The following is a 24031-nucleotide window of genomic DNA, read 5'->3' as shown; positions in this document are numbered from 1 at the left end:
GAATTGTGTGCACCACACACGGTACGCCCCATCCGGCGCACCTGTGCACCTCACGTCCGGCCGATGAGACGACCCTCACTCACTCCGGCGCGTCGGTCTCGTCACCCTGCTGCTGTGCGCGTTCGGCCGCCTGCGCAGCGGCACTGCCGGGCCGCTTGCGGGCCACCCAGCCCTCGATGTTGCGCTGCTGGCCGCGGGCGACGGCCAGCGAACCCGACGGCACGTCCTTGGTGATCACCGAGCCGGCCGCGGTGTAGACGCCGTCGCCGATCACCCGGGGGGCGACGAACATATTGTCAGCGCCGGTCTTGCAGTAGCTGCCGATGACGGTGTGGTGCTTGGTCTCGCCGTCGTAGTTCACGAAGACGGTGGCGGCGCCGATGTTGGTGTGGTCGCCGATGGTCGCGTCGCCCACGTAGCTCAGGTGCGGCACCTTGGTGCCCTCGCCGATCGCGGCGTTCTTCATCTCGACGTAGGTGCCGGCCTTGGCCTTCGCGCCCAGCCGCGCGCCCGGCCGCAGGTAGGCGTACGGACCCACGGACGCCTGCTCGCCGATCTCGGCGTGGTCGGCGACGGCGTGCGAGACCCGGGCGCCCGGTCCCACCGAGGTGTCGGTGAGCGTGCACTCCGGGCCCACCTCGGCGCCCGCGGCGATGCTGGTGGCGCCGAGCAGTTGCGTGTTGGGGTGCACCAGCGCGTCGGGCTCGACGGTGACGGTGACGTCCAGCCAGGTGGTGGCGGGGTCCACGATGGTGGCGCCGGCCAGCATCGCCCGCTCCAGCAGCCGGTCGTTGAGCGCCCTGCGGGCCCGCGCGAGCTGCACCCGGTCGTTGACGCCGGCGATCTCCTGGTGGTCCGCGGCGACGTACGCGCCCACCCGGTGGCCGCCGTCGCGCAGGATCGCCAGGGTGTCGGTGAGGTACTCCTCGCCCTGCGCGTTGTCGGTGGTGAGCTTGCCCAGCGCCTCGGCGAGCAGCCGCCCGTCGTAGGCGTACACCCCGGAGTTGATCTCCTTGACCGCCCGCAGCGCGTCGCCGGCGTCCTTCTGCTCGACGATCGCGGTGACCTGGCCGTCGGAGCCGCGCACGATCCGCCCGTAGCCGGTCGGGTCGGGCACCTGGGCGGTCAGGACGGTGACCGCGTTGCCCTCGGCGCGGTGCGCGGCGGTGAACGCGGCCAGCGTCTGCGTGGTCAGCAGCGGCACGTCGCCGTAGGTCACCACGACGGTGCCGTCCAGGGCCGCGCCGCGCCGGTTCAGCTCCGCCAGGCCGACGCGCACCGCGTGGCCGGTGCCGAGCTGCTCCTCCTGCACGGCCGTCAGTGCCTTCGGGTCCTGCTCGGCGAGGTGCGCGGTGACCTGCTCGCGGCCGTGTCCGACGACGACCACCAGGTGCTCGGGGTCCAGCGCGCGGGCCGCGGCGACGGCGTGGCCGATCAGCGAGCGGCCGCAGATCGGATGCAGGATCTTCGGGGTGGCCGACTTCATGCGGGTGCCCTCACCCGCGGCGAGGATGACGACGGCAGCCGGGCGGTTGGGGCTCACGCGGGAGACTCCTCGGCTTCGGGGCTTCGGGTGCTGGACAACCGCAGCTTACCGAGGGTGGGGAATCTTCTCCCGATCCGCTCCGCCGCCAGGACTCGAACCCGGACTTAAGGCACCAAAAGCCCCAGTGCTGCCAATTACACCACGGCGGATCAACTCGACCTGCGGGACCCGTCGTCGGGGTCCTTCATGCCGGACGAAACCATCATGCCGTACGACACGGGGTGGACGCGACGCCGTTGCGGGGTAAAGATCCACTCGAACGACACCCGCAAGGGAAGGCGACCCTTACCCGACTGGTCCTGTCGCCCGCCGGACGCCGCTGCAATACTTACGGAGGCGTAGGTTGTGCGGCACACGGCCCCTGCGCCGTGCAAGTGACTTTCCCATCAGCTTTCCCATCAGCCCATTTCGGTCCCCTCCTCTCCTCAAGGGACGCACATGACCACACAGACGGACGTGATCACCGAGTCCCGGGAACCCGGGTCCTCAGGACAGGGATCGCCGCTGCCAAGTGCCACCCGCGGCGGCGAGAGCAAGCGATCGATCGAGCAGATCTCCCTGCTGCTCTTCATCTGCATCCCCTTCGTGGCGCTCGCCGCGGCGGTGCCGCTGGCCTGGGGACGGGGGATGAGCTGGCTGGACGTCGGCCTGATGGTCGTCATGTACTTCCTCGGCTGCCACGGCATCACCATCGGCTTCCACCGGCACTTCACCCACGGCTCGTTCAAGGCCAAGCGCCCGCTGAAGATCGCGCTCGCCATCGCCGGCTCGATGGCCGTCGAGGGCCCTATCGTGCGCTGGGTCGCCGACCACCGCCGGCACCACAAGTTCAGCGACGCCGAGGGCGACCCGCACAGCCCGTGGCGATACGGCGAGACCCTGCCCGCCCTCATGAAGGGCCTGTGGTGGGCGCACATGGGCTGGCTCTTCGACGAGGAGCAGACCCCGCAGCAGAAGTACGCGCCGGACCTGATCAAGGACCCGGCGATCCGCCGGATCTCCCGTGACTTCTGGCTGTGGACGGCGCTCTCCCTGCTGATCCCGCCGCTGGTCGGCGGCCTGGCCACGATGTCCTGGTACGGCGCCTTCACCGCGTTCTTCTGGGGGTCACTCGTCCGGGTGGCACTGCTGCACCACGTGACCTGGTCGATCAACTCGATCTGCCACGCGGTCGGCAAGCGGCCGTTCAAGTCCCGGGACCGCTCGGGCAACGTGTGGTGGCTGGCGGTGCTGTCCTGCGGCGAGTCGTGGCACAACCTCCACCACGCCGACCCCACCTCCGCCCGGCACGGCGTGCTGCGCGGCCAGGTCGACTCCAGTGCCCGCCTGATCCGCTGGTTCGAGCTCGCCGGCTGGGCCTCCGACGTCCGCTGGCCGGACGCCGCCCGGATCGCCGCCCGCCGCCAGGAGAGCAACCGGCAGGACGTCGACGAAGCGGCATGATGGGTCGGTGAGCGACGGCGAAGACGGAAGAGCCCGGCAGCCCTCCGCCCCGGCGGGCCCGAGCGCGCGGCGCACCCGGCGGGTCCGGATGACCGGCAAGGAAAGACGCGAACAACTCCTCGACGTGGGCCGGGTGCTCTTTGCCGAGCGCGGCTACGAGGGCACGTCGGTGGAGGAGATCGCACACCAGGCGGGGGTGTCCAAACCCGTCGTCTACGAGCACTTCGGCGGCAAGGAAGGGCTCTACGCCGTCGTCGTCGACCGTGAGATGCGCCGCCTGCTCGACATGGTGACCGGCGCACTCACCGGCGGCCACCCCCGCGAACTCCTGGAGCAGGCCGCCTTCGCCCTGCTGGACTACATCGAGCAGTACACCGACGGGTTCCGGGTCCTGGTCCGGGACTCCCCCGTCGCCCAGTCCACCGGCACCTTCGCCTCCCTGATCAGCGACATCGCCACCCAGGTCGAGGACATCCTCGGCCACGAGTTCGAGCAGCGCGGCTTCGACCCCAACCTCGCCCCGCTGTACGCGCAGGCGCTGGTCGGCATGGTCGCGCTGACCGGCCAGTGGTGGCTGGACGCCCGCCGCCCGCCGAAGGCCGAGGTCGCCGCGCATCTGGTGAACCTGAGCTGGAACGGCCTGTCCGGCCTGGAGCAGCAGCCCCGGCTGATCGGCCACCGCAAGAGCTGACCTGGCGGCGGGCGCGTACGAAGCCGGTCCGGGGCCGGGCCGGAGCCCGTGCGGAACCCGTGCGGGAACCCGCCCCGTACGCCGCGGGCGTGTGGTCGACTGGTGCCGTGGAAGCTGTCTGGACGAGTGCCGTGGCGGTCGCCGGCACGCTGCTGGGTTCGGTGCTCACCTACGCCTTCCAGCGCCTCGCGGCCGGCCGCAGCGAGCTGTTCGCGCGGGCCGAGGAACTACGCAAGGAGCGCGTGGCGACGTACAGCGGGTACGCCGCCGCGGTCGAGGAGTACCGCCACGGTCAGGCCACCCGCTGGTACGTCCGGGCGGAGCGCCCCGACGGCGAGGCGTATCCGCGGGTGCGCGACGAGGCGCACCGGCTGCGGACCGCGGCCCGGCAGGCGCTGTACCGGGTGAAGTTGGTCACCGACGCACCCGACGTGGTCCTCGCCGCGGAGCGGGCCTACCGGTCCACCTGGGACCTGTCGAACGCGGCGGACCAGCGGGAGCACGACACGCGCGACGAGTCGGCCCGCCGGGCCATAGAGGAGTTCGTCTCCCGGGCGGCGCCGCTGGTGCGCTGACGGCGGCGGGCGGCGCCGGTGCTCCCGGCGCCGCCCGTGTACCTGTGCGCCCCGCAGGCGCCGCGTGCCTACCAGAGGCGGCGGGCACCCGCCGAGGGGGCGATCGTGAAGTGCCGGGACTGCGGGAGCGCCGCCGCCACCGCCTGCGTGATCCGGTCCAGGTCGCCCGCTTCGAGCAGCACGATCGCCGAGCCGCCGAAGCCGCCGCCGGTCATCCGGGCGCCGAGCGCGCCCGCGGCCAGCGCGGTGTCCACCACGAGGTCGAGTTCCGGGCAGGAGACCTGGAAGTCGTCGCGCAGCGAGACGTGTCCCGCGGTCAGCACCGGGCCGATCTCGCGGACCCGGCCGGCGTCGCACAGCGCGAGCACCTCCTCGACCCGGCGGTTCTCGGTGACGACATGCCGGGTCAGCCGGCGCAGCCGGTCGTCGGGGAGCGCGGCGAGGGCGTCGGCCAGGCCGTCGAAGGCCACGTCGCGCAGCGCGGGCAGGCCGAGCGCGGCGGCGGCGGCCTCGCAGCCGGCCCGGCGCTCGCCGTAGGCGCCGTCGGAGTGCGCGTGCTTGACGCGGGTGTCGACCGCCAGCATCGCCAGCCCAGCGGCGCCCAGGTCGAGCGGCACCTGCCGCTGGGTGAGGCCGCGCACGTCGAGGTGGAGGGCGTGGCCGTCGGTGCAGCAGGCCGAGGCGGTCTGGTCCATGACGCCGACCGGCGCGCCGACGTAGGTGTTCTCCGAGGACTGGCAGAGCAGGGCGAGGTCCTGCCGGGACATGCCGTGCACGCCGTGCAGTTCGGTGAGCGCGAGGGCGGTGACGACCTGGAGCGCCGCGGAGGAGGACAGCCCGCCGCCGACCGGGACGGTGCTGTCGTAGAGCAGGTCGGCGCCGCCGATGTCGTGGCCGGCCTGCCGCAGCGACCACAGGACGGCGGCCGGGTAGCGGACCCAGCCGGGTGTGGTGCCGGGGGCGAGATCGGCGATCGCGAGTTCGACGGTGCCGTCGTCCATGTCCGCCGAGTGCAGCCGCAGCAGCCCGTCGTCGCGCCGGGCGACGGCCGCGCGGGTGACGTGCGGCAGCGCGAACGGCATCGCCAGGCCGTCGTTGTAGTCGGTGTGCTCGCCGATCAGGTTGACCCGGCCGGGCGCCGCCCACGCGCCTTCGGGGGCGCGCCCGAAGACGTCCTTGAACGCGGCCTCGAATGCGGAGTCGTCAGTCATCGTATGTCGCCCTCCCCGAGCGATCGAGCGAAGTCCCAGGCGTCACGGACGATGCCGGCCAGGTCGGTGCGGGACGGCTGCCAGCCCAGCCGCTCGCGGGCCCGGTCCGCGGAGGCGACCAGCACCGCGGGGTCGCCGGGGCGGCGCGGCTGCGAGGTGGCCGGGATCGGGTGCCCGGTGACCTCGCGGACGGTTTCGATGACCTCGCGGACGGAGAAGCCGTTGCCGTTGCCCAGGTTGCAGATGAGGTGCTCGCCGGCCTGGGCCTTGTCGAGGGCCAGCAGGTGGGCCTCGGCGAGGTCGGCGACGTGGATGTAGTCGCGCAGGCAGGTGCCGTCGGGCGTCGGGTAGTCCTCGCCGTAGACGGCGATCGACGGGCGGCGGCCCTGGGCGACCTGGAGGACCAGCGGGATGAGGTGCGACTCGGGGTCGTGGCGCTCGCCGTGCGCGCCGTAGGCGCCGGCCACGTTGAAGTAGCGCAGCGAGACCGCGGCCAGGCCGTGGGCGGCGCACTCCCCGCTGATCATGTGGTCGACGGCCAGCTTGGTGGCGCCGTAGGGGTTGGTGGGGGCGGTCGGCGCGTCCTCGGTGATCGGCACCGTGGCGGGCTCGCCGTAGGTGGCGGCGGTGGAGGAGAAGACCAGCGTGCCCACGCCCGCGCTGCGCATGGCGGCGAGCAGTTCGAGGGTGCCGGCCACGTTGTTGCGCCAGTACTTCTCCGGGTTCGCGACGGACTCGGCGACCTGGGAGGACGCGGCGAAGTGCAGCACCGCGTGGTAGGAGCCGTCGAGCACCTTGCCGGCGTCCTGGACCCGGCCCTCGACGAACTCGGCGCCCGCGGGCACCCCTTCGCGTACGCCGGTGGACAGGTCGTCCAGCACGGTCACCTGGTGGCCGGCCTCGACCAGATGCGCCGCCACGACCCCGCCGACGTAGCCGGCGCCGCCGGTGACCAGCAGCTTCTTACGTCCGGGGGACCCGGTGGTGTCGGTCACTTCGTGGCCACCTCTCGCAGTCGCAGCGCCGCGGCCTCCGGAGGCACGTCGTTGACGAACACGCCCATGCCGGATTCGGAACCCGCGAGGAACTTCAGCTTGCCCGATGCGCGCCGAATGGTGAAAAGCTCCAGGTGGAGGGCGAACTCCCGGCGGTCGGCCGCGGTGAAGGGCGCCTGGTGCCAGCCGGAGATGTACGGGGTCGGCGGCTGGTCGGGGCCGAAGATCCGGTCGAAGCGGCGCAGCAGCTCCAGGTAGACGTGCGGGAACTCCGCCCGGGCGTCCTCGTCGAGGCCGAGCAGGTCGGGCACCCGGCGGTTGGGGTAGAGGTGCACTTCGTACGGCCAGTGCGCCGCGTACGGGACGAACGCCGTCCAGTGCTCGCCGGCCAGCACGATCCGGCTGCCGTCGGCGCGCTCGTCGGCGAGCACGTCGTCGAAGAGGTTGCGGCCGGTGGCCGCGCGGTGCTCGGCGAGCGAGCGCAGCATCAGCGCGGTGCGCGGGGTGGTGAACGGGTACCCGTAGATCTGCCCGTGCGGGTGGCCGAGGGTGACGCCGATCTCCTTGCCCCGGTTCTCGAACGGGAAGACCTGGACGACACCGGGCAGCTGGGACAGCTCGCGGGTGCGGTCGGTCCACGCGTCGAGCACCAGGCGGGCGGCCTGCGGGGTGAGGCTCGCGAAGGACGCGTCGTGGTCGGAGGTGAAGCAGACCACCTCGCAGCGGCCCTTGTCGCCGGTGAGCGAGGGGAAGCGGTTCTCGAAGACGACCACCTCGTAGTCCGCGGCCGGGATCTCGGTCTGCCGTCCCTCGCGCGAGGGACACAGCGGGCACTGGTCGGCCGGCGGGTGGTACGTGCGGCCCTGCCGGTGCGAGGCGACCGCCACGCTGTCGCCGAGCAGCCGGTCGAAACGCGTCTCGGTGGTGGTGGCCACCGGTTCGAGCGGGCGGGGATCGCTCGCGTCGCGGACCACGGCGTCGGCTGAGTCGTAGTAGATCAGCTCACGGCCGTCCGCGAGCCGGGTCGGCGTCTTCTTCACCTACGGCACCTCACACCACGATCACTCAACACGCTTCCAACAGAACCGAACACAATGAATCACAACGCAACAGTACAGTCAATGCCGGGGGCCTACGAAGTCACATAGCTTGGTCACGATGGGGGATCAGGCCGTACGCAAGCGCGCCCGACCGCAGCGGGGCACAACCAAACAAAGCCGAACAGACCACGACGCAACGGGGCGCGGAAGCACTCCCCCGGAGCCTCGCCGGGGACACCCCACCCGGGCGAAACCCCGGGACACCCCACTCGGACGAAACCCGGGGGGACAACGGCGCGAGGGACCGCCCGAGCACGGGCGGTCCCTCGGACCGTTCGGAAACGGGCGCCCCGGGCGGTCAGGGGCGCCCCTCGCTCATCGCGTCGGCTCTCCGGCCGCCCGCTCCAGCAGCCCGGTCCGGGCCGCGAGCGCCGCCGCCTCCAGCCGGGAACCCACGCCCAGCTTCATCAGCACCCGCTGCACATGGGTGCGGGCGGTGCTCGGCGCGATCCGCATCCCGGCCGCGATCACCCGGGTGTCCTCACCCTCGGCGACCCGCACCAGCACCTCGACCTCGCGCGGGGTGAGCATGTCCAGCAGCCGGGCCCCCTCGTCGTCGGGCTGCCGGGCCGGGTTGAGCAGCTCGGCGAAGGCGCCCTGCAGCAGTTGCTGGGCCACCGCGACCTCGCCGGTCCTGGCCTTGGCCATGGCCCGCTCGACGCCCTCGATCCGCTCGTCGTGCCGGACGTACCCGGACGCGCCGGCCGCGAAGGCCGCGGCGATCCCGCGCGGGTCGGGCACCGGCCCGAGCACCACCACGGCCACCGCGGGCCGCTCACGCTTGATCCGCGCCACCGTGTCGAACGCGCCGGGCTCGGCGGGCGCGGCGGTACCGAACAGGCACACCTCGGGCGTCCTGTTGAGCACCAGTTCGGCCGCGCCCGCGGCGGGCGCCGCGGCCGCCAGCACGCGGTGCCCGCGCAGCCTCAGCGCCGAAGCCAGCGCCTCGGCGAGCAGCCGGTGGTCGTCGACCACGACGAGCCGTACACCCATCTCGGGTCTCCCCCATCCCCCTGCGGCCCGACGGCCGCCGGTACCGGTCCCCAGTCCATACCGCGACCGGACCGGTCCCAACCGCGCCTGCGGGCGGAAGCACGCGCTCGCCGCGAAAATACCCGCTTCCCGGCGCCGAGCGCGTCCCTACCGGTGGAAACGTGCCACGGTCCTACGATCGGATCGCCCGGTGTCCCCGGAGCGCCCGGTGCGTTCCGGGCCGATGCGTGATCAGCCGTACACCACCAGGTACTTCTGCCCGGTCTCGCCCGCGTAGACGGTCTTCGAGGCCAGGTAGAGGACGTTGTCGTGCCACACCATGTAGCGCTCGTCCCCGAAGGAGTCCAGCTTGTTGTACGCGTCGGACCCGAGCGTCGCGTAGGTGGTCATCGTGCCGTCGCCCGGATCGAGGGTGACGAGCTTGCCCGGCTTGTCGTACGACGGCGCCTCGTACCCGAGCACCTTGCCGTCCTGGAAGCCGATGCCGGTGATGTCGTAGTTGTCAGCCGGCTTGGCGACCCACTTCTGCTTGCCGTCCGAGAGGTTGAAGGCCACGATGCCGCTGAGCACCTTGCCCTCGCCCGCGGTGTCGCCGGCCAGCGTCAGGTAGACGGTGTCCTTGTCCACCAGCACGTCGTGCACGGACTGCACCTCGATGCCGTCGTCGTCGATCCGGTACTTCTTGGTGCCCAGCGACACCCGCGACTGCAACCGGCCGTCGACCAGCGACGCCACGTCGGTGTAGATCGTGTCCTGGGTGCCGAGCAGCACCACCACCGGGTCGGTGGAGACGACCGCCGTCACCCGCAGGCCCTCCGGCGCGGCCCAGGTCCACTTCGCGGCACCGGCATTGGCGGGATCGACCACCTGCACCTTGTAGGAGGTGTCGTAGCCGCAGTCGAGGACGGCCACGAACTGCGCGCCGCCGGCGTACCCGTCGTCCCTGCAGTTGTCGCCGCTGTCGCCGTCGCCGGACTGCCACAACGTCTTCTGCGCGCTGAGCTGGTAGCCGGCCGAGCCCTCGCCCCAGGTGATGCCGACCGAGTCCCCGCTGACCGCCATCTCGGCGTCGCGGTAGCTCGGCGAGCTGTCGCCGCCGGGGAGTTGCGCGGTCCACAGCATCTTGCCCGAGGCCAGGTCGATCGCCATGATCTTGCCGCAGTCGGCGCCGTACTGGATCGCGGTCATGTCGTGGTAGGCGTCGCGCGCCGCGGTGCAGTCCGAGCCGGCGGCCGCCGGGATCGCCCACGCCTGCGCGCCGGTGCCGATGTCGTACCCGACCACCTGGTTGATCTGGTTCTTCACCACGTACTTGTCGGTGAACCAGACGCCCAGCTCGTCCTTCAGGTTGTCCTTCTCCGCGACGGTGTCGGCGTCCTTGTCCCACTTGAAGTCCAGCTGGGACTTGTGCGCGGCGGTGCTCGGACCGCCGCTGGTGCCACCGGAGTTGGCCTGCGGCTTCGGATCGTCCTTGCCGCCGCCCTTGGTCGCGAAGTACACGCCGCCGCCGATCACCAGCACCGCGGCCACCACGGCCGCCACGATGATCACCAGCTTGTTCTTCGACCCGCCGCCACCGGGTATGCCCGGCTGCCCGTAGGGCGGTTGACCGCCGTAGGGGGGCTGCTGGCCGTACTGCGGGGCGGGCGCCTGCTGCGGGTACCCGTAGGGTCCGGCGGGCGGCGGCGTCTGACCGTACTGCTGCTGGCCGTATCCGGGCTGCGCGTAGCCCTGCCCGGGTTGCGGCGGCTGCGGGCCGGGGTAGCCGTAGCCGGGCGCGGGCGCCGGCGGGGGCTGCTGCGGCGGCTGGCGGGGTTGCTGGGGCTGCGGCGGCGGTGGGGGCTGCTGCTGGGGGAACGCGGGCTGGGTCGGCGCCGCGTACGGGTTCTGGCCCGGGGGCGGCGGAGAGGCGTACGGGTTGTCCGGCTGCGAAGGGGGCGGCGGCACAGCTCCGCCGGCGCCGCCGTACGGGGGCGGGTTTCCGGGGGGCGGGGGCGGCTGCGACATCAGCTGGTCCTTCTTCGGGCCGGGCGAATGGAGTTCGGGCGAGCGGAGACTCTTTCTATCACCCGCCCCACTTGACTCCCCGGGCCGCCGCTGTTCCGTTACCGGCCCGCTACACGTCCCCCACCAGCGCGCCCGCCGGCGCCCCCGGCACGCTGCCGCCGGGCCCCGCTACGCGTCCTCGGCCAGCTCCAGCCAGCGCGTCTCCAGGTCCTCGCGCTCCTCGCGCAGCGCGCGCAACTCCGCGTCGAGGGCGGCGACTTTCTCGAAGTCGGTGGCGTGCTCGGCGATCCTGGCGTGCAGTTCGCCCTCGCGCTCGCCGACCTTGTCCAACCGCCGCTCCACGCGCTGGAGTTCCTTCTTCGCGGCACGCGTGTCGCGGGCTCCGGCGCCGCCCGGGCCGGGGTTCGCGCCGGCGCCGTCGGCGGTCCGCTGGGCCGACTTCGCCGCCTTCGCCGGCTTCTGGGCGGCGGCGGGCGGCGCGGTGGCGGCGACGAGCGCGTGCCTGCGCTCCAGGTACTCGTCCACGCCGCGCGGCAGCATCCGCAGGGTCCGGTCGCCGAGCAGCGCGAACACCCGGTCGGTGGTGCGCTCCAGGAAGTAGCGGTCGTGGCTGATCACCAGCATCGAGCCGGGCCAGCCGTCGAGCAGGTCCTCCAGCTGGGTCAGCGTCTCGATGTCGAGGTCGTTGGTCGGCTCGTCGAGGAAGAGGACGTTGGGCTCGTCCATCAGCAGCCGCAGGATCTGCAGCCTGCGGCGCTCACCGCCGGACAGGTCGCCGACCGGTGTCCACTGCTTCTCCTTGCCGAAGCCGAACTTCTCGCAGAGCTGGCCCGCGGTCAGCTCCCGGCCCTTGCCCAGGTCGACCCGCTGCCGTACCGACTCCACCGCCTCCAGCACCCGCTGCGTGGGGGCGAGTTCGGCCACCTCCTGGGAGAGGTAGGCGAGCTTGACGGTCCGGCCCACCACGACCCGGCCGTGCGCGGGCTGCCGCTCCCCGTCGCTTGCGGCCGCCTCGCCCAGGGCCCGCAGCAGCGACGTCTTGCCGGCGCCGTTCACCCCGACCAGGCCGACCCGGTCGCCCGGGCCGAGCTGCCAGGTGATGTGCTCCAGCAGCGTCTTGGGGCCCGCGGTGACCGTCACGTCCTCCAGCTCGAACACGGTCTTGCCGAGCCGGGAGTTCGCGAACTTCATCAGCTCGGCGCTGTCGCGCGGCGGCGGCACGTCCTCGATCAGGGCGTTGGCCGCCTCGATCCGGAACCGCGGCTTGGAGGTGCGGGCCGGGGCGCCGCGGCGCAGCCACGCCAGCTCCTTGCGCATCAGGTTCTGCCGCTTGGCCTCCTCGGTGGCGGCGATCCGCTCCCGCTCGGCGCGCGCGAACACGTAGTCGCTGTAGCCGCCTTCGTACTCGTAGACGGTGCCGCGCTGCACGTCCCACATCCGCGTGCAGACCTGGTCCAGGAACCAGCGGTCGTGGGTGACGCAGACCAACGCGGCGCGGCGCGCGCGCAGATGGCCGGCCAGCCACGAGATGCCTTCCACGTCCAGGTGGTTGGTGGGCTCGTCGAGCACGATCAGGTCCTGCTCGCCGATCAGCAGCTTCGCCAGCGCGATACGGCGCCGCTCGCCGCCGGACAGCGGGCCGATCACGGTGTCCAGGCCGCGGTCGAAGCCGGGCAGGTCCAGCGCCCCGAACAGCCCGGTCAGCACGTCCCTGATCCGCGCGTCCCCGGCCCAGTCGTGGTCCGGGCGGTCCCCGACGATCTCCTGCCGGACGGTCGCGGCCGGGTCCAGCGAGTCGCCCTGCGTCAGCACGCCCAGCCGCAGGCCGCCCTGCTGCGTCACGCGCCCCGCGTCCGGGTCCTCCAGCCGGGCCAGCATCCGCACCAGCGTGGTCTTCCCGTCGCCGTTCCGCCCGACCACCCCGATCCGGTCCCCCTCGGACACCCCGAGCGACACCCCTTCGAGCAGCATGCGCGTCCCGTAGGTCTTGCTGACGCTTTCGACATTGACGAGGTTGACGGCCACGGACGGCTCTCTCTTGGGGGACGGGGGTTGTCGTGGGGGACGGGTTCAAGGGTAAACGGGGCGGGGTGGCCGCCGGCGGCGGGGAGCGGAGGAAGCTGGGACGCCGGTGGGGCGGCGGGGTGAGGCGGCGGGCCGGGGGAGCGTCCGCGCCGCGGTGGTGTGCGGGCGGGGCGGGCCCCCGGGAGGGGTGGCGGGTGAGGTGACGGGTGAGGTGACGGGCGGGGTGGCAGGCAGGTGGCCGGGGGCGTGAGGACGGTTACGGGAGGGGCTACCGGTCGGCCTGCGGGAGGACGGTGGCTCCGGCGGCGGGTGCGACCGCGACCCTCGCGGAATCGCCGAGCACGGCCGCGATCTTGGCGGCGCCCTCCTCCTCGGCGGCGAGGAAGGCGACGGTCGGCCCGGACCCGGAGACGATCCCGGCCAGCGCCCCCGCCCCGAGCCCCGCGGCAACGGTGTCGGCCAGGCCGGGGCGCAGGGACAGCGCCGCTTCCTGGAGGTCGTTCACCAGCACCCGGGACAGCGCGTGGGCGTCCCCGTCCGCCAGCGCGGCCACCAGCGCCGGGTCGGCCGCGGGCTCGGCCACCTCGCCCGCCAGGTCGCCCGCCCCGCTCTCCCGGCGGAGCCGGTCGCACTCGCGGTACACCTCGGGCGTGGACAGCCCGCCGTCGGCCAGCGCGAACACCCAGTGGAACGCACCGCTGACCTCCAGCGCGGTGAGCCGCTCCCCGCGCCCCACCCCGAGCGCGGCCCCGCCGAGCAGCGGGAACGGCACATCGCTGCCCAGTTCCCCGGCGATCCGCAGCAGTTCCGCCATCGGCGTGCGCAGTCCCCACAGCGCGTCGCACGCGAGCAGCGCACCCGCACCGTCGGCGCTGCCGCCCGCCATCCCCCCGGCCACCGGGATGTCCTTGGCGATGTGCAGGTGGACGCCGGGCTCGATGCCATGGTGCTCGGCGAGCGCGACCGCGGCCCGCGCGGCCAGGTTCGTGCGGTCCAGCGGGATGCCGGCGACATCCCGCCCCTCCGCGGTGATCGTCAGCTCATCCGCGGACCTGGCCGTCACATGGTCGTACAACCCCACCGCGAGGAACACGTTCGCCAGGTCATGGAACCCGTCCGGCCGCCGCCCGCCGACAGCGAGCTGCACATTGACCTTGGCGGGCACACGTACGGTCACGGCGGTCACGATCAGATTCTCCTCGGTTCGTACGACGTTCGTCTCTGCGTTCTTCCGGTTCGCCCGCCCGCCCCGCGGCCGGTGGGATCGTCACACCGGCCGGTGCTCGGCGATCGCCGCGAACTCCTCCACCGTCAGCGCCTCGCCCCGCGCCTGCGGCGACACCCCCGCGGCGACCAGCGCCGCCTCGGCGGCCGCCGCCGACCCGGCCCACCCGGCCAGCGCGGCCCGCAGCGTCTTGCGGCGCTGGGCGAACGCCGCGTCGACGGCCGCGAACACCTCGGCCCGGGTCGCCGTGGTCTTCGGCGGGTCGCGCCGCACCAGCGACACCAGGCCGGAGTCGACGTTCGGCGCGGGCCAGAAGACGTTGCGCCCGATCGAGCCCGCACGCCGCACCTGCGCGTACCAGTTCGCCTTCACCGACGGCACCCCGTACACCTTGTTGCCGGGCGCCGCGGCCAGCCGGTCGGCCACCTCGGCCTGCACCATCACCAGGGTCCGCTCGATGGTCGGGAAGGTCGCGAGCATGTGCAGCAGCACCGGCACGGCCACGTTGTAGGGGAGGTTCGCGACGAGCGCGGTCGGCGCCGGGCCGGGCAGCGCGGTCACCGCCATCGCGTCGCTGTGCACCAGCGCGAACCGGTCGGCCCGCTCCGGCAGCCGCGCGGCCACGGTCGCGGGCAGGGCCGCGGCGAGCACGTCGTCGATCTCGATCGCGGTGACCCGGTCCGCGGTCTCCAGCAGCGCCAGCGTCAGCGACCCGAGCCCCGGCCCGACCTCGGCCACCACGTCGTCCGGCCCGACCTCCGCGGTGCGCACGATCCGCCGTACGGTGTTCGCGTCGATCACGAAGTTCTGGCCGCGCTGCTTGGTCGGCCGCACCCCCAGCGCGGCGGCCAGCGCGCGCACGTCGGCCGGTCCGAGCAGGGCGCCGGGCGCGTCGGGGTCTGTCGTACTCACACCCGCAAGGCTATCCGCCGCCCGCACCGGCTCCTACCAGCCGCCGGTCAGTACCCGAAGACCCGCGCCGTGTTCCGCGCCACCGCCGCCGCCAGGGTGTCCTCGTCCTCGCCCCTGGCCGCGGCCATCGCCCGCAGCGTCACCGGGATCAGGTAGGGCGCGTTGGGCCGCCCCCGGTGCGGCACCGGGGTGAGGAAGGGCGCGTCCGTCTCCACCAGCAGCCGGTCCAGCGGCGCGGCCGCCACCGCGTCCCGCAGGTTCTGCGCCGACTTGTAGCTGACGTTCCCGGCGAAGGACAGGTAGTAGCCGCGCTCGGCGCACAGCTTCGCCATGGCCGCGTCCCCGGAGAAGCAGTGGAAGAGCACGGTGTCGGGCGCGCCCTCCTCCAGCAGGATGCGCAGCACGTCCTCGTGCGCGTCCCGGTCGTGGATGACCAGCGCCTTGCCGTGCCGCTTGGCGATCGCGATGTGCCGCCGGAAGGAGTGCGCCTGGGCCTGCGCGCCGCCCGGCCCGGTGCGGAAGTAGTCGAGGCCGGTCTCCCCCACGCCCCGCACCTGCGGCAGCGCGGCCAGCGCGTCGATCTCGTCGATCGCCGCCTCCAACGCGGCCATCCCGCCCGGTTCCCGGTCGCCCTGGCGTGACCAGTGGTCGGGGTCGCCGTGCACGATCCTGGGCGCCTCGTTGGGGTGCAGCGCCACCGCCGCCCAGATCGCCTCGTACTCCGCCGCGGTCCGCGCCGCCCAGCGCGAGCCCTCCAGGTCGCAGCCGACCTGGATGAGGGTGTGCACCCCGACCGCCGCTGCCGCCGCCAGCGCCTCCTCGACCGTGCCGGACTGCATGTCCAGGTGGGTGTGCGAGTCGGCGACCGGGACGCGCAACGGCTGCGGGGCGGGTGCGGGCTCGGCGCTCTTCTTCGTCGGCTTCGTCGGCTTCGTCGGCATGGGTCCGATCCTAGGGATCGGCGCGACCGGGCCCGTCACGCGGTCGGCGGTCCCCCGCGGGGCCCGTCACCTGCCCGGTGGACCCGGGCGGGGTCCACCGGGTCCCGTCAGACCGCGGGTCCTGCGGGTGTGCCGGGCCCGCCGTGCCTGCGCAGCAGCCCGAGCACCGACCAGTGGTGCGCGTGCGGCTCGGCGTGCGGCGGCCGCGGCGCGTGCCACCGCGACACCACCTCGTCGACCTGCCCGGAACGCATGATGCGCACCAGGTGGCCGCCGCAGTTCCCGCAGTTGGGACGGGTCAGCGGCGAGGGGACCGCGGTGCCGTCGGCCAGGTACGTGACATAGGGGCGACCCGAGGTGTCGACACGGTGCTCTATCTCGTACGCCTGCTCCCAGCCGTGCCCGCAGTTCATGCACGCGAAGGAGTAGGCCTCCCTGACGTTGTACGCGGAAGCACCGGGTGGCACCGGGTGTCCCGCACTCGTGCTCGCCCCCGTCGCCGTACGTCCGCTTCCGACGGTGTCGCTCATGGCAGCTCCTGCGGCCCTACGGACGCCTTGTCCGACCGGGACTTCCCACCACCAGCGAACGCCCCGCCCGCCCCTCCCGCAGCACACCAGGGAGAGACTTGGGCCAGATTTGGGGCGTATGTGGGAGATCGGCGATATTGCTTTGCCCTGCACCACGTTTATGTCCGCCCTCCCGGGCCGGCCGAAGTTCGCGCCGGTCACGGCCGGAAGCGGGGGACGGGGGGCGACGGCGGGGGCGGGGGGGCGACGGCGCGGCACGGCAAGCGACCCGGGAAACGGGCGGGGGGCTTCCGGCTGCCTCACGCCTTCCGGGTGGTCCTCACGCCTTCCCGTGCTTCGCCGCCACCACCGCGTCGAACACGTCCCGCTTCGGCACCCCCGCCTCCACCGCGACCGCCGCGATCGCCTCCTTGCGCCGCTCCCCCGCCTCCTCCCGTACCGCCACCCGCCGGGCCAGCTCCTCCGGTGCCACGTCCCCCGCCACCGGCGCCGGGGCGCCCTCGACCACCACGGTGATCTCGCCCCTCACCCGTTCGGCGGCCCAGCGCGCCAGCTCCTCCAGCGGGCCGCGCCGCACCTCCTCGTACGTCTTGGTCAGCTCCCGGCACACCGCCGCCCGCCGCTCGGCGCCGAACACCTCCGCCATGGCGGCCAGGGTGTCGTCGATACGGTGCGGCGCCTCGAAGTACACGAGCGTGCGGCGGTCTGCCGCGACCTCCCTGAGCCGGGCCAGCCGCTCCCCCGGCTTGCGCGGCAGGAACCCCTCGAAGCAGAACCGGTCCACCGGCAGGCCCGACACCGCCAGCGCGGTCAGCACCGCCGACGGCCCCGGCACCGCCGTCACCCGCACCCCGCGCTCCACCGCGGCGGCCACCAGCCGGTAGCCCGGGTCGGACACCGACGGCATGCCCGCGTCCGTCACCAGCACCACCCGAGCGCCGCCCTGCAGCGCGTCGGCGAGCTCCCCGGTGCGGGCGGCCTCGTTCCCCTCGAAGTACGACACCACGCGCCCGGCCGGCTCCACGCCCAGCGCCTGCGTCAGCCGGCGCAGCCGCCTGGTGTCCTCGGCGGCCACCACGTCGGCCGCGGCCAGCTCGGCGGCCAGCCGCGGCGGCGCGTCCGCGACGTCCCCGATCGGCGTGCCCGCCAGCACGAGCAGGCCCTCGCCGGCGGGTACCGTCCGCACCGCGGACGGGTCGTATGCGATGGGCGCGGGCGCGGTGCCGTTCGTCGTGACGTTCGCGGTGCCGTCGGCGACCGTGTCGTCGGCCACGCTCCGCTCCGCTTGCCGGGCCGCCTGCTGGGACGTGTGCCGGGCCGTGCGGTCGGACGGATCTTCGGATGAGCTGGTCACGGCTTGAGTCTAGGCGCGGCCCAGGGGCCGGCTCCGCGCTCGGATTACCGGACAAAGCCGCCCCGGGTGCGGACAGCTCATCGCAATCTCAGACGCTTTCCCTACGATGGGCCGGTGACGAGTGAGACCGTGGCGCAGGACCGTGCCCCAGAGGGCGTCCGGGCACAGGCGGAGCCGAGCGCGTGGGCGCGGCGGCTGCGCGGTTTCGGGCACGTCGAACCGCCCCGGACCGACACCCGCGAGCGCCTGGTCCCGCCGTTTCCCGAACCCGGCACCAGGATCTGGCAGATGCTCGGCCTCGGCCCGCGCCTCGCCCACCTGGCCGCGAAGTGGTCCGGCTGGCTCGGCCCGATCATGGTCGCCGTCCTCGCGGGCGGCCTGCGCTTCTGGCGCCTGGGCAGCCCGCGCGATGTCGTCTTCGACGAGACGTACTACGCCAAGGACGCCTGGTCGATGATCAAGTACGGCTACGAGGGCACGTGGCCGGACGGCAAGGTCTCCAACCCGGAGATCCTCGCGCACCCGCAGGTCATCCCGCTGTCCAAGGTCGGCAGCTACGTCGTGCACCCGCCCACCGGCAAGTGGATCATCGGGTTCGGCGAGTGGATCTTCGGGCTGAACCCCTTCGGCTGGCGCTTCATGATGGCCGTGCTCGGCACCCTGGCGGTGCTCATGCTCTGCCGGATCGGCCGCCGGCTGTTCCGCTCCACCGCGCTCGGCTGCATCGCGGGCACCTTGATGGCCGTGGACGGCCTCGAGTTCGTGATGAGCCGGATCGCGCTGCTCGACCTCGTCATCATGTTCTTCGCACTGGCCGCGTTCGGCTGCCTGCTGGTCGACCGCGACTGGGCCAGAGGCCGCCTCGCGGCCGCCCTGCCGGTCGGTGAGGACGGTTTCGCCGGGCCCGACGACGCCACCGCCTCCCGCCAGGGCATGGGCTGGCGCCCCTGGCGCATCGCCGCCGCCGTCCTCCTGGGCCTCGCCGCTTCCAGCAAGTGGAACGGCATGTACTTCCTGGCCTTCTTCATGATCCTGACGGTGCTGTGGGACGTCGGCTCGCGGCGCGTCGCCGGCTCCCGCAGCCCGTACCTGGCCGTCCTGCGCAAGGATCTCGGCTGGTCGGTGCTGACGATGCTGCCGGTCGCCGTGGTGACCTACCTGATCACCTGGACCGGCTGGTTCATGTCCAGCGACGCCTACGACCGGCACTGGGCGGACGGCCGCGGCGGCTTCTGGTCCTTCATCCCGGCGCCCCTTCGCAGCCTGTGGCACTACGAACACGACGTCTACAAGTTCAACGTCGGCCTGCACACCTACCACCCGTACGAGTCCAACCCCTGGAGCTGGCTGGTCCTCGGGCGGCCGGTCTCGTACTACTTCGAGTCGCCCAAGTACGGGCAGGACGGCTGCACCGCCTCCGAGGGCTGCGCCCGCGAGATCCTCGCCCTGGGCACCCCGCTGCTGTGGTGGTCGGCCTGCTTCGCCCTGGTCTACCTGCTCTACCGGTGGATCGCCCGGCGCGACTGGCGGGCGGGCGCCATCCTCTGCGCGGCCGGCGCCGGCCTGCTCCCCTGGTTCCACTACCAGGACCGCACGATCTTCTACTTCTACGCGGTCGCCTTCGTGCCCTACCTGTGCCTGGCCGTCACCATGATGATCGGCGCCTTCCTCGGTCCACGCGGGGCCACCGAGAGCAGACGTATGTGGGGCGCGGTGGGCGCGGGCACCCTGGTGCTGCTCATCATCTGGAACTTCATCTACTTCTTCCCGATCTACACGGGCATGACGATCCCCTACCACTCCTGGCAGGCGAGGATGTGGCTGGACTCGTGGATCTAGCCAGGTCAACGATGTGACGAGGGGCCCCGCGCCGGGAGGTGGGCGCGGGGCCCCTCGGTCGTTCTCGGTCGTTGCTGGTGGACCTGGGCCGTCAACGGACGGCCCAGGGACGGCCCACGAACCACTCGCGCAACGCTGCGGTCCGTTACTCATCCTGTCTTCCCACGCCGCCGGGCAACCAGTGACCGATGTTCTCGGGGACCAAAGGTATAAACCGTAACGCGATCTTGTGAACGGACGACTCCGATCTTTGGCAAGGCCAACTCTGCGTTCCCACGAAACAGCGAGAGGTTGACAGCCCGTCGAAGCCCCCCGACGCATATCTACGACCCCGGGACGAGGGGCATACCCGGTACCGGATGGCACAGTGAGGGCGTTGGCGCGGGGAAGAGGCGCAACCTTGCCTAGGTTCGTCGGCAAGCACGCTGGAGCCACTACAGCAGCGGCTACCAAAGATGCGGGAGGTGACACATTGGCAGCAGGGACAGGCAGCCATACGCCCTCGATCCCCGCAACCAAACGACCCGCAGTTCTTGGCGCCATTTGGGTGCCCCCATCACGACCAGCAGGATACCCTTCACTTAGCGTATGCGAAGGGAGCCGCGTGGAGGAGTCGCCCGAGACCTGGCAGCAAGAGCAGATAAGCCTCGCGTATTTGTCCGCCGTCGCCACACGAGCTGGTGCAACTTCTGCCACTTGGAACGTGGACAAGGACGGGGTGGATGTCACTCTGAAACGGAACCACATTTTTGTGGAATTTCAGATGAAATGCACCTTCGCCCCTACCATTCTGGCCGATGGCGAGACGTACGCATTTGATCTAGACATGCGAACCTACGACGAATTGCGCGTGTCCACTCGTGCGGCCGCTGGCTACCTTGGTCTCGTTGTAGTTTCCAGAGACATGAATTCCTGGCTGGTGCACAACGAAGAGCTACTATTCATGCACTGCTCAGGCTACTACGCAAAAGTACAAAACCTTCCCCCCGCTTCTGGAAAATACAAAAGAATTCACCTTCCCAAGAAGCAGCGAATCGATCAGGCCGGAATGAACGATGTTTTCACATACGCATACGAAAGGCTTTGGGGATCACCAACCTCCGCAGATACGGGGGCAAGTGCATGAACGCGTCAGATATCAAATTTGAAGAAGTCGTCTCATACCTCTCTCGCTCCGGTTGGGAACGCGCCCGATCGGGACCACTCGCAGAATTGTGGCACCCAGTCGGGGATACCGCGAACTCTGTACTAGTACCGAAAGAATCAGGGGCTCCGGACTTCCACAAAGCGATTGCTCTCTTGGCCGGGGAGTTGGCGCGAAAAGAGAGAAAAGATCCAGATCAAATCACCCTAGCCATCTCTCGTCAATTCATTGACGTAACGGATCTACGGGCGGATGACGCCGACATCTCGGAAGGCACGATTCCTCTCGCAGCAGGAATTGGGCTTTTTAATTCCGCGCACCGGCTCATGGTCTCGGCGGCCGCAGCTACACTCCACAGGCAAGGCTACTACGGTAGTTCCATGCCAAGAGCGGCTCACCGACATGCGCGCAGAATGAGGTTGGGGCAGACCCGGCCAGGGTCGTACATCGTCCCGATCATCAGTAACGCGCGGTTCGGCGCATTGGTGGCTCGCGACTCCGACGAACCAAGAATTCTTGCTGAAGCCGACGACTCATACTTTGAGCGCAGGATGCTCACCACCCTTTCCGGCGCTCTTGCAACTCTCGCCGAAATCACAATGGTGCGAGACAGAACACCTAGCAGAGATGAAGTACGCGACGCCGTAGATGAAGGCGTCTCCAGCGAACTGTGCGGTGCAGTCCTGGATGCCATTGGAAAAGGTGATATCAACCTATTCGACATCACCTTCAACTGGGCCCCCACATCGCCAGTAGCAGATTCGGTATCCGATCACATTGAATTCAACGGCGAGGCGGCCGAAGTAATTCACCACCTGGAATCAGAGCTTAAAGAGACGGAGGCTCCGACCGAGCGAATCCTATACGGAGTGATCAGGCGACTCGCTTTGAAGAAAAATGACACGCGAGGCCAGGTCGCGATGGAAACTGTGCTGGACGGAAAAGTCAGGATCGTTTCCTTCGACCTTCCGTTGGATACCTATGCCCTGGCAGCTCGATACCATGGAGAACGACGGCCCATCATAGTTCGGGGTATCCTTGACGCGACGCCCGGAAAACGGGCCGTCATGCAGGTGACAGCATTCCAGGCGGATAAATCTGTCGCCTCTTTTGATGACGTCGTTTGAACATGCAGACCTCGTATAGGTCAATTAACGAATGGAGAGTCGCGGTAGATGGGTCCGAAGACGGCGCAGGTCTACGCAACGATCCGCCAATGGCTCGCAGAAGGAAGGCTCGCGCCAGGAGAAAGGCTGCCTTCCGAACGTACGCTAGTAAGTGAGCTTGCCATTGGTCGTACTGCTCTGCGACAGGTTCTCACTCGACTCGTCACTGAGGGTGCCATTGAGGTGCACGGCCGCAGTTCTTATCGTGTTCCGGCCGGGCCGACTGTCGACGTACCAGCCGGGTTGGAGCGATGGCAGCTTCATGGCAAGCGAGAGCTGTACGACAACCGCTGGGTGAAGCTCGAACTCTGGGACGTTGAACCTCCCGGAGTGGAGCGGTTTGAGCATCACGTGGTGACGTTGCAGCGGGTGTCGATCGCGGCCGTGCTGGACGATCAGGACCGGGTGTTGATGCTGTGGCGGTACCGGTTCGTGGCGGATCAATTCGGGTGGGAGCTGCCGGGCGGAATCGTGGACACCGGTGAGGACGGGCTGACTACCGCGCTGCGGGAGGCCGAGGAAGAGACCGGGTGGCGGCCGGCCGGGCTTGAGCACGTAGTGACGTTCCAACCGATGATCGGCATGGTGGACTCCCCGCATGAGATCTACGTGGGGCGGGGCGCCGAGAAGGTGGGCGAGCCGACCGACCTGGAAGAGGCGGGGCACGTGCAGTGGGTACCGCTGTCGGACATCCCTGGCCTGATGGCCAAGGGCGACCTCATGGGCTCCGGCACGCTGGTGGCACTGCTGCACATCCTGGCAAACCGGGCCAAGTACACCGCTAAAGGCGCGAACTGAGCAGGTCGATCCGGCGCAACTGGCGGACCGAGCCGGTGCGGTTGGCCAGCATCCGCGCCTGCCGAAGGTGGGAGTCGGCTTGGTCGTACTCCCCGCGCGCCAGGTGCGCGTACGCGAGGTCGTAGCGCACACCGGCCTGCGCCCGTACGAACGTCGGGTCCAGCGATTCAAGCCCTGCGTACAGCCGGACCACCGCGTCGTCATCCCCGAGCATCGCCAGCACGTTGCCCTGCCAACGCGCCAGGTGCGTGCCGTTGAGGAAGATGCTCAACATGTCGGGGTCACGGTCCTCCGGCCCGTCCGGGATAGCCGCGGTTGCCGCGTCCAGCGCGTTCCGGCAGTCGGCAGGCATCCCGGCCTGCGCGCACAACTCCGCCTCGGCCGCCCACAACCACGCCGTGAGCCGCGCCGACGCCCGGCCGGCGACCGTACGCCGCGCGTCGCGAACCAATTCGACTCCGAGTGCCGGCCGCCCGGCCTCGCACAGCACGTATGCCTGCTCGGCCATCGCGTGGGCGAGGTACATGGGGGCGTCGGCATCCTGCGCCGCCCGCTTCGCCAACTCGTAGAGCCGCCAAGCCCGTTCCACCGCTCCGGTGTCGAGTGCCTGCCACGCGGCGAGTGTTGAGGCGCCCGCCAACGCCAGCGCTACCGGCTGCCGCGTACTGGGCAGCACCGCGAAGTTGAGCGCGTCTTCCAGGGCCCCCAGGTGTCCCGTCATCTGGTCGACCAACCCCGCTGCGCCCATCTGGCGGTCGAACGTCCGCAGCAACTCCGTCTGATCGTTGAAGGTCTTCACCATCGACTCGCTGACGCTGCTTGCCTTGTCGATCCGGGTCAGCAGGTCGGCGTACCCGTCCGCCGCCGGGGGCGCCTCGCGGTGGTCAGCGCCGCGGAGTTCGGCATCCGTCACCCCGAGCAGCCCGCGCAGGATGGCCGCGTAACGGTCGGAGATCGGCCGCCGGCCGTTCTCCCACTCTGAGACGTAGACGCGCAGGCTCGCCCGCGACGCGATGTCCGCGAGATGCCGGCGCGCGTACAACTCGATCTCAGAAATCAGACGGTCCTGCGACCATCCGCGCGCCCGCCGTGCGTCCCTCAAGCCCTCGCTCACGGCCGCCCTCCCCCATGTCAATGACGGTTGGTCACAACAAGCATGCCTCACATCACCGCAGCTCAACAGGGGTTAACCCCGACCTTAACTGCTCTCGTCATGCGGGGTTGTTGGCTACCGGCCGACCGTTCGGCGCGGTGTTCTGGAAGTGCGCCGGAGACGGCGGGGCCGCAACACCGGGCCCTACCGCTTGACTCTGGTGCGCACCAGATGCCAATCTTCTGGTGCGCACCAGTTGAGGCGCAGTCTCCGCCCGGAGGGCTCCGTGAAACGTGCCTGAAGGAAGCGGTCGGACATTGACAACTGAATGGGGATCACGCCGCCTCTCCTCGGCCAAGTAGGCGGCCACGCGGGTTCACCCCCGCGTGATGAACAGCGCATCCCAACTCCGTACGCCGGGGGCCGTCGCCCGATCTCGCCAA

20 protein-coding genes and 1 tRNA gene are annotated in these 24031 nt (G+C 70.9%); 7 read left to right on the top strand and 14 right to left on the bottom strand.

Annotated features, from left to right (window positions below; all coding sequences use genetic code 11):
• Nucleotides 1-79: 79 nt before the first annotated feature.
• A complete protein-coding gene (gene glmU, locus OG896_RS24055; protein ID WP_329368556.1) occupies nucleotides 80-1543 on the bottom strand; it encodes a bifunctional UDP-N-acetylglucosamine diphosphorylase/glucosamine-1-phosphate N-acetyltransferase GlmU in 1464 nt (487 codons plus the stop codon).
• A gap of 80 nt (nucleotides 1544-1623) precedes the next feature.
• A tRNA-Gln gene (locus OG896_RS24050) sits at nucleotides 1624-1695 on the bottom strand.
• Nucleotides 1696-1984: 289 nt separating this feature from the next.
• Here OG896_RS24050 and OG896_RS24045 point away from each other — a divergent pair.
• The 3 genes from OG896_RS24045 to OG896_RS24035 all read left to right on the top strand — a co-directional run bounded on the left by OG896_RS24045 (nucleotide 1985) and on the right by OG896_RS24035 (nucleotide 4255).
• Entirely contained in the window at nucleotides 1985-2989 is a 1005-nt protein-coding gene (locus tag OG896_RS24045) for an acyl-CoA desaturase (protein ID WP_329368554.1), read from the top strand.
• 88 nt (nucleotides 2990-3077) lie between these two features.
• Nucleotides 3078-3680, top strand: a complete 603-nt coding sequence (locus OG896_RS24040) for a TetR/AcrR family transcriptional regulator (protein WP_329374237.1) — start codon at nucleotides 3078-3080, stop codon at nucleotides 3678-3680.
• 107 nt (nucleotides 3681-3787) lie between these two features.
• Nucleotides 3788-4255, top strand: coding sequence for a hypothetical protein (locus OG896_RS24035; RefSeq protein WP_329368552.1), 468 nt, complete (start codon nucleotides 3788-3790; stop codon nucleotides 4253-4255).
• 68 nt (nucleotides 4256-4323) lie between these two features.
• On the opposite strand, the gene galK is transcribed toward OG896_RS24035, so the two are convergent.
• The 11 genes from galK to rsmI all read right to left on the bottom strand — a co-directional run bounded on the left by galK (nucleotide 4324) and on the right by rsmI (nucleotide 17380).
• On the bottom strand, nucleotides 4324-5466 hold the full coding sequence (gene galK / locus OG896_RS24030) for a galactokinase (RefSeq protein WP_329368550.1): 1143 nt from the start codon (nucleotides 5464-5466) through the stop codon (nucleotides 4324-4326).
• Complete coding sequence (gene galE / locus OG896_RS24025; protein ID WP_329368549.1) at nucleotides 5463-6461, bottom strand: UDP-glucose 4-epimerase GalE; 999 nt, start codon at nucleotides 6459-6461, stop codon at nucleotides 5463-5465. The genes galK and galE overlap by 4 nt, the downstream gene beginning before the upstream one ends.
• Nucleotides 6458-7501: a galactose-1-phosphate uridylyltransferase gene (gene galT, locus OG896_RS24020; protein WP_328464880.1), complete on the bottom strand. Its 1044-nt coding sequence runs from the start codon at nucleotides 7499-7501 to the stop codon at nucleotides 6458-6460. Before galT ends, galE begins: the two co-directional genes overlap by 4 nt.
• Nucleotides 7502-7876: 375 nt before the next feature.
• A complete protein-coding gene (locus tag OG896_RS24015; RefSeq protein ID WP_328464882.1) occupies nucleotides 7877-8554 on the bottom strand; it encodes a helix-turn-helix transcriptional regulator in 678 nt (225 codons plus the stop codon).
• A 231-nt stretch (nucleotides 8555-8785) separates the two neighbouring features.
• On the bottom strand, nucleotides 8786-10561 hold the full coding sequence (locus OG896_RS24010; protein WP_329368547.1) for an outer membrane protein assembly factor BamB family protein: 1776 nt from the start codon (nucleotides 10559-10561) through the stop codon (nucleotides 8786-8788).
• Nucleotides 10562-10729: 168 nt separating this feature from the next.
• On the bottom strand, nucleotides 10730-12586 hold the full coding sequence (locus OG896_RS24005; RefSeq protein WP_329368544.1) for an ABC-F family ATP-binding cassette domain-containing protein: 1857 nt from the start codon (nucleotides 12584-12586) through the stop codon (nucleotides 10730-10732).
• Between the two features lie 268 nt (nucleotides 12587-12854).
• Complete coding sequence (locus OG896_RS24000) at nucleotides 12855-13775, bottom strand: 4-(cytidine 5'-diphospho)-2-C-methyl-D-erythritol kinase (RefSeq protein ID WP_329374235.1); 921 nt, start codon at nucleotides 13773-13775, stop codon at nucleotides 12855-12857.
• 78 nt (nucleotides 13776-13853) lie between these two features.
• On the bottom strand, nucleotides 13854-14723 hold the full coding sequence (gene rsmA, locus OG896_RS23995) for a 16S rRNA (adenine(1518)-N(6)/adenine(1519)-N(6))-dimethyltransferase RsmA (protein ID WP_329368542.1): 870 nt from the start codon (nucleotides 14721-14723) through the stop codon (nucleotides 13854-13856).
• Nucleotides 14724-14770: 47 nt separating this feature from the next.
• Nucleotides 14771-15664, bottom strand: a complete 894-nt coding sequence (locus OG896_RS23990) for a TatD family hydrolase (protein ID WP_329368540.1) — start codon at nucleotides 15662-15664, stop codon at nucleotides 14771-14773.
• Between the two features lie 107 nt (nucleotides 15665-15771).
• Nucleotides 15772-16194, bottom strand: a complete 423-nt coding sequence (locus OG896_RS23985; protein ID WP_329368538.1) for a hypothetical protein — start codon at nucleotides 16192-16194, stop codon at nucleotides 15772-15774.
• Between the two features lie 319 nt (nucleotides 16195-16513).
• Nucleotides 16514-17380 carry a 16S rRNA (cytidine(1402)-2'-O)-methyltransferase gene (gene rsmI, locus OG896_RS23980; protein WP_328474155.1) on the bottom strand — a complete coding sequence of 289 codons (867 nt, stop codon included), beginning with the start codon at nucleotides 17378-17380 and terminating at the stop codon, nucleotides 16514-16516.
• Between the two features lie 297 nt (nucleotides 17381-17677).
• On the opposite strand from rsmI, the gene OG896_RS23975 reads away from it, so the two are divergent.
• The 4 genes from OG896_RS23975 (at nucleotide 17678) to OG896_RS23960 (ending at nucleotide 22495) form a co-directional block, all read left to right on the top strand.
• Complete coding sequence (locus tag OG896_RS23975; RefSeq protein ID WP_443057266.1) at nucleotides 17678-19387, top strand: dolichyl-phosphate-mannose--protein mannosyltransferase; 1710 nt, start codon at nucleotides 17678-17680, stop codon at nucleotides 19385-19387.
• Between the two features lie 604 nt (nucleotides 19388-19991).
• A complete protein-coding gene (locus OG896_RS23970) occupies nucleotides 19992-20513 on the top strand; it encodes a DUF4365 domain-containing protein (RefSeq protein WP_329368535.1) in 522 nt (173 codons plus the stop codon).
• Complete coding sequence (locus tag OG896_RS23965) at nucleotides 20510-21658, top strand: hypothetical protein (protein WP_329368533.1); 1149 nt, start codon at nucleotides 20510-20512, stop codon at nucleotides 21656-21658. Before OG896_RS23970 ends, OG896_RS23965 begins: the two co-directional genes overlap by 4 nt.
• A gap of 48 nt (nucleotides 21659-21706) precedes the next feature.
• Nucleotides 21707-22495: a GntR family transcriptional regulator gene (locus OG896_RS23960; protein WP_329368531.1), complete on the top strand. Its 789-nt coding sequence runs from the start codon at nucleotides 21707-21709 to the stop codon at nucleotides 22493-22495.
• On the opposite strand, the gene OG896_RS23955 is transcribed toward OG896_RS23960, so the two are convergent.
• Nucleotides 22479-23609 (bottom strand): helix-turn-helix domain-containing protein, encoded by a 1131-nt coding sequence (locus OG896_RS23955; protein WP_329368529.1) that lies wholly within the window; start codon nucleotides 23607-23609, stop codon nucleotides 22479-22481. The two genes, OG896_RS23960 and OG896_RS23955, sit on opposite strands and share 17 nt — an antisense overlap.
• Nucleotides 23610-24031 lie beyond the last annotated feature (422 nt).

Source organism: Streptomyces sp. NBC_00669 (assembly GCF_036226785.1).
Classification (GTDB): domain Bacteria; phylum Actinomycetota; class Actinomycetes; order Streptomycetales; family Streptomycetaceae; genus Actinacidiphila.
This window is presented reverse-complemented; position numbering and strand designations above follow the sequence as displayed.

Excerpts from the sequence above, each read along its gene's own strand:
- OG896_RS24015 (WP_328464882.1), bottom strand. The coding sequence starts at position 8,554 with ATGGGTGTACGGCTCGTCGTGGTCGACGACCACCGGCTGCTCGCCGAG.
- galK (WP_329368550.1), bottom strand. The coding sequence starts at position 5,466 with ATGACTGACGACTCCGCATTCGAGGCCGCGTTCAAGGACGTCTTCGGG.
- OG896_RS23960 (WP_329368531.1), top strand. The coding sequence starts at position 21,707 with ATGGGTCCGAAGACGGCGCAGGTCTACGCAACGATCCGCCAATGGCTC.
- OG896_RS23965 (WP_329368533.1), top strand. The coding sequence starts at position 20,510 with ATGAACGCGTCAGATATCAAATTTGAAGAAGTCGTCTCATACCTCTCT.
- OG896_RS23985 (WP_329368538.1), bottom strand. The coding sequence starts at position 16,194 with ATGAGCGACACCGTCGGAAGCGGACGTACGGCGACGGGGGCGAGCACG.
- OG896_RS23990 (WP_329368540.1), bottom strand. The coding sequence starts at position 15,664 with ATGCCGACGAAGCCGACGAAGCCGACGAAGAAGAGCGCCGAGCCCGCA.
- OG896_RS24040 (WP_329374237.1), top strand. The coding sequence starts at position 3,078 with ATGACCGGCAAGGAAAGACGCGAACAACTCCTCGACGTGGGCCGGGTG.
- OG896_RS24010 (WP_329368547.1), bottom strand. The coding sequence starts at position 10,561 with ATGTCGCAGCCGCCCCCGCCCCCCGGAAACCCGCCCCCGTACGGCGGC.
- OG896_RS24045 (WP_329368554.1), top strand. The coding sequence starts at position 1,985 with ATGACCACACAGACGGACGTGATCACCGAGTCCCGGGAACCCGGGTCC.